General features: G+C 45.1%; 7 protein-coding genes. 4 read left to right on the top strand and 3 right to left on the bottom strand.

Annotated elements, in window-relative coordinates:
* Nucleotides 1–125 (bottom strand): nucleotide-binding protein (locus tag B7C60_RS18775; RefSeq protein WP_245869197.1); only part of this gene is annotated, 125 nt, incomplete at its 3' end.
* Nucleotides 126–146: 21 nt separating this feature from the next.
* Complete coding sequence (gene minC, locus B7C60_RS09380) at nt 147–809, bottom strand: septum site-determining protein MinC (RefSeq protein ID WP_099611422.1); 663 nt, start codon at nt 807–809, stop codon at nt 147–149.
* A gap of 284 nt (nt 810–1,093) precedes the next feature.
* On the opposite strand from minC, the gene B7C60_RS09375 reads away from it, so the two are divergent.
* From B7C60_RS09375 to B7C60_RS09360, 4 genes are all read left to right on the top strand, one after another.
* On the top strand, nt 1,094–1,378 hold the full coding sequence (locus tag B7C60_RS09375; RefSeq protein ID WP_099611421.1) for a YcgL domain-containing protein: 285 nt from the start codon (nt 1,094–1,096) through the stop codon (nt 1,376–1,378).
* A gap of 24 nt (nt 1,379–1,402) precedes the next feature.
* Nucleotides 1,403–2,374, top strand: a complete 972-nt coding sequence (locus B7C60_RS09370; protein ID WP_099611420.1) for a lytic murein transglycosylase — start codon at nt 1,403–1,405, stop codon at nt 2,372–2,374.
* Nucleotides 2,375–2,441: 67 nt separating this feature from the next.
* Nucleotides 2,442–3,395, top strand: coding sequence for a LysR family transcriptional regulator (locus B7C60_RS09365; protein WP_099611419.1), 954 nt, complete (start codon nt 2,442–2,444; stop codon nt 3,393–3,395).
* 216 nt (nt 3,396–3,611) lie between these two features.
* Nucleotides 3,612–4,817, top strand: coding sequence for a NupC/NupG family nucleoside CNT transporter (locus tag B7C60_RS09360; protein WP_099611418.1), 1,206 nt, complete (start codon nt 3,612–3,614; stop codon nt 4,815–4,817).
* A gap of 77 nt (nt 4,818–4,894) precedes the next feature.
* Here the strand turns inward: B7C60_RS09360 and B7C60_RS18770 are convergent.
* On the bottom strand, nt 4,895–5,228 hold a 334-nt coding region (locus B7C60_RS18770; protein ID WP_483887756.1), incomplete at its 5' end, for a FolD family protein.

Genomic DNA, 5,228 nt, shown 5'->3' with positions numbered 1-5,228 from the left:
CCGATATCAAAATCGATCACCGCCGTCTTTTTGCCTTTTAAAGCTAAACCAGACGCAATAGCTGCGCTGGAGGTGGTTTTGCCTACCCCACCTTTTCCTGACGTTACAACAATAATGCGTGCCATCTAATGAGTTTCCTTTCGATGCTAAATTGTGAGTAATTCAAAATGCAGTGACTCTTCGCTTAAACTCAGCATCACTTTCTTTTGCCAAAATTCACTATCAATTTGATCGCTCAGCCAATAATTCCCTGCAATGGAAACTAGTTCGGCTTGTAAATCGTGACAAATAATACGTGCTTCTTTTTGCCCACTAGCCCCTGCAATTGCTCGGCCGCGTAGTGTGCCATGAATATGGATTGAACCATCGGCGATCACTTCTGCCCCAGGGCTAACATGGTTTAAAATAACCAAGTCACCGTCTTTTGCATACACCTGCTGCCCTGAACGTATCGGATTGCGAACCACTTTGGTCGGTGCCATCTGGGTCGGAGCGTGAGATGGCGTATTACTGGCCGTCATCACCGCAAACCCCGCGGAAAAAGCTTGTGTTTGGCAACGTTTATCTTTACACCCCGTAATGCCAACGGGGACAAAACCGGCTTCAATAATGCCATTTTTTAGTGTAGCAAAATCAATCTCACCCACTACTTTATCAATGTTTAAAACAATCGGCGCATTGGCAAAAAAAGCGGGGGCTTGCTCTGTTTTTTGTTTTAGAAAATTCACCGTAGTCTCCACTTGATTATCCGCCAGATGCAGTACAGATAAAGTGAAACTACGGCCTTTTAGGTCAGGTATATTTGACATCGTAACGTTGACCTCAATAAACGCCTGTTCTATACCTAAGCGAATCTACAATTTAAGCGAAGGTACAATGAGTGCACAATCCCTCTTTATTTGTCGGAAAAGGGCATTTGGTATAGGGTAATTAGCGTTGTCGGAGACTATAGGTGTCATGTTATATTCAGCGCCTTGGTACAGCAAGTTATCTTGCCGTCAATTCGGTGATTTCCTCGCAATTTTAGCGGTGATGATCCGAAATGAGCGAAATTTTATCCCCAATGCGGGAAAATTCAATGGAAAGGGTTGGCATGCTTTGTTCTATCTATAAGAGTTCAAAAAAAGAAGGCACTTATCTCTATATTCCGAAGAGAGATGATTTTTCACAGGTTCCTGACACCTTAATGCAGACTTTTGGTAAACCTATTTTTGTCATGTTAGTTAATCTGGCCAAGCGTCAATTGGCTTACGTGGATGTCGAGAAGGTGAAAACGGCGTTGGGGCAACAAGGGTTCTTTTTACAATTGCCGCCACCACCAGAAAATTTATTAGCACGTTATAAAGAACAAAAACAGCAAAATAGACAAGGTTCGTAACCCGGATGGTTTGAGGAGAGTCTTTTGAAAAAAATTGTGTCAGTGATACTAGGGATGGCATGTTCATGGCCATTATGGGCAAATCCAGTCAGTTTTGAACAGTATGTGGAAGGGTTAAAGCAAGAGGCGCGTCAAGAGGGGATTTCTGAATCGATCTTAACGGCGGCGTTTGCGAATGTGGAACATCGTCCTCGCGCCGTTACTGCTGATCGTAACCAGCCGGAAAAACGGCTAACCTTGGATGAATATATTCCACGCGCAGTACCCGATTGGAAGGTTAACCAAGCTCAGGCGTTATATGATCAACATTACGATGAGCTACAGCGGATTGGCAAACAGTATGGGGTTCATCCACGTTTTATTGTCGCGCTCTGGGGAGTCGAGAGTAACTTTGGCCGCTTTACTGGTAACTATTCGGTGATCGATGCGTTGACCACAATGGCTTATGATGGACGACGTGAAGCGTTTTTCCGCAAAGAAACCATGGCCGCATTGCAAATTTTACAGCAAGGGCACATCCAGATAGACGAGATGAAAGGCTCTTGGGCTGGAGCAATGGGGCAATGCCAATTTATGCCTAGCTCATTTTTGGCTTATGCAGCCGATGGAAATGGCGACGGGAAGAAAGACATTTGGGGAACCACGGCGGACGTCTTTGCATCAACGGCTAATTATCTCAGCCAATCGGGGTGGGATGATCGATACACTTGGGGGCGACAAGTTAAAATACCACAAGGGTTTGATCGCAGCTTAGAAGGTCGCCAAGCAGGCAAAGGAAAATACCTACAAGAGTGGAGCCAACTGGGTGTGACCCGCTACGACGGTCAACCATTGCCAAAACTCGATCAGGATATTCAAGCATGGCTGATTATTCCAGATGATGAAAAAGGGCGAATCTATTTGGTGTACAACAACTATAATGTGCTGATGAAGTGGAACCGTTCACACTATTTCGCGCTAGCGGTCAGTCATTTAGCCGATAGAATTAAATTTTAAGCCAACAAACACTTTTAACGAAAGGGCTGGTTATCAGCCCTTTTTGATCATAACCATAGGGGTGAATGTGTTATCAGATCGTGCCGGGCAAATGGTGATCTTTGCTGCGTTAGTCAAACAACAAGGGTTTACCGCGGCAGCTAAAACATTAGGCGTTTCGGTCTCCCATGTGAGTAAGCAATTAGCACAACTGGAAGCTGCACTAGGAGCAAAGTTGATCCAGCGAACCACACGCAGTTTTACTTTGACTGAAACGGGCCAAGCCTTTTATGACCATTGCGCTCAGCTCGTGAGCATCATTGATACCGCCCAGTCAGAGGTGGAAAGTCAGCGCGATGAAGTCTGCGGATTATTAAAGCTGGGTTTATCGCAGTCGTTCGGAACCTTGCATATTCTGCCGACCTTAGAGGCGCTGCGTCAGTTGTACCCGAAATTGAAAATTGAAGTGCATTTATTTGATCATAAAGTCGATATGCTGCAAGAAGGGCTCGATCTCTGGATCACGAGTAATGAAATCTTACCAGAGGGCTACGTTGCTCAACGTTTAGTCGATTGTCAGTTTATTGTCGCGGCTTCGCCCGATTATTTATTGCAACACCGCATACCTCAAACGCCTCATGATCTGCTGACTCATAATTGTTTAATTTATCGCAGTTGGGAGCGAGACTATACCCATTGGTCATTTGCCAATGCTGAGCAGCAACTGACCATCCAAGTTTCGGGAAATTATTCGGTTGATCTCGCCGAAGCGGTGCGTGATGCCGCGGTTGCAGGGTGGGGGATTGCCTATTTAGCCACCTATTTAATTCAGGATGAATTTCGCCAAGGTAAACTGATTCAACTGTTACCCGATTGGCGTGCCAACCAAGTGATGCCGTTTTATGCGGTTTATCCAAGCCGTCAGCATATGCCTAAGAAAATCACTGCGGTCATTGATTTTATCAAAGCCAAAATTGGCTCACCTTGTTACTGGGATCAGCAACTAGCTCCTTATCTCCGTTTTAATCAAAATGAAAGATAATGGCGCGAAATTTTTTCTCTCCTGAGAAATATTTTTTCTAAATGGAAATAATAGCATCAAGCAATCGTTTAGTTATTTATAAATCAAACAGTTAAATATGGGTGTCACAAAGGGACATTTTTAGTGCGATCCGATTAACATTTGCCACTTGCGCAATCCGATTTGAGGAATAGAATCCCACGCCTTCCCTTATTGGTAAACTTTTCGGATGCGTTCATGAACTCACTTCTTGGTGTTGCCGCGATTTTAGTTATCGCTTGGCTACTTTCTACAAACAGAAAAAATATTCAATTGAAAACGGTGGTTCCCGCCTTTTTGCTGCAAGTCGGTTTTGCGCTATTGGTGCTGTATGTTCCGATGGGTAAGGACATTTTAAATCAGGTGACTGGAGCGGTGTCACATTTAATTGATTATGGACAAGAAGGGATCCGCTTTATCTTTGGTGGTTTAGCGAATGACAGCATTGGTTTTGTATTTGCGATTAATGTACTTGGCATCATTATCTTTTTCTCGGCATTGATTTCAGGCCTTTATCACATCGGATTAATGCCTAAAGTCATTAATGTTCTCGGTGGTGGGATACAAAAACTGCTCGGCACAGGAAGAGCTGAATCACTTTCCGCAACGGCCAATATTTTTGTCGGTATGATTGAAGCACCACTGGTTGTGAAACCCTATTTAAAACAGATGAGTGACTCACAATTTTTTGCCGTGATGACGTGTGGGTTAGCCTCTGTCGCTGGAGGAACATTAGTTGGTTACGCTTCACTGGGCGTAAATTTAAACTATTTGATTGCTGCGGCGTTTATGTCAGCTCCGGCCGGTTTGTTAATGGCCAAAATATTAGTACCAGAAATCGAGCCTCATATTTTACCGCAATGTGATGATTTAGCCGACATGCCTAAAGCAACCAATGTTGTCGAAGCGGTGGCCGATGGAGCCATGTCTGGGTTACGTATCGCGGTCGCCGTTGGTGCCACCTTATTAGCCTTTGTCAGTGTGATTGCACTACTTAACGGCCTGCTCGGTTGGGCGGGCAGTTTGGTAGGGGTCGAACTTAGCTTTGAGTTGATTTTAGGCTATCTATTTGCGCCGGTTGCATGGCTACTGGGCATTCCATGGCACGAAGCAATCACCGCTGGGGCACTTATTGGCAATAAAATTATCGTCAATGAATTTGTGGCCTTTATTCAGTTAATGAACGTTCAATCGCAACTGAGCGAACATTCTCAAGCCATTGTGACCTTTGCACTGTGTGGCTTTGCCAATATTTCAACCATGGCAGTATTGATTGGTGGGCTAGGCAGCTTAGTGCCAGAGCGGCGCAGTTTTATTTCTCGATATGGTTTTCGAGCTATTTCGGCTGGGGTATTAGCCAATTTAATGAGCGCGGCTTTAGCGGGCGTGATTCTTTCGCTGTAACGCTGGCAAAGACAAAGCAACAAAAACGGCGAGCCAATAAAAAGCTCGCCGTTTTTGTTCGCATGGCTGAGCGTGGGTTAGTCGGTGTGGAACAGCTCGCAGGCCATCAAGGTATTTTCTATTAAGCTTGCTACCGTCATCGGCCCAACTCCGCCGGGAACCGGCGTAATAAAGCTGGCTCGGGTACAAGCGACATCATAATCGACATCGCCGACCAGCTTACCGGTTTCTGAACGGTTAATACCGACATCAATCACTACGGCACCTTCTTTAATCCAATCACCAGGAATAAAATGAGGTTTTCCGACCGCCACGACCAAAACATCAGCCTGACGAACGTGGTGTGCTAAATCTTTCGTGAAACGGTGGCAAGTAGTCGTGGTGCAACCGGCTAATAATAGCTCCAAAGTC

The organism is Vibrio fujianensis, assembly GCF_002749895.1.
Taxonomy (GTDB): Bacteria; Pseudomonadota; Gammaproteobacteria; order Enterobacterales; family Vibrionaceae; genus Vibrio; species Vibrio fujianensis.
The sequence above is the reverse complement of the archived record's forward strand: the minus strand, read 5'-3'. Positions and strand labels throughout refer to the sequence as shown.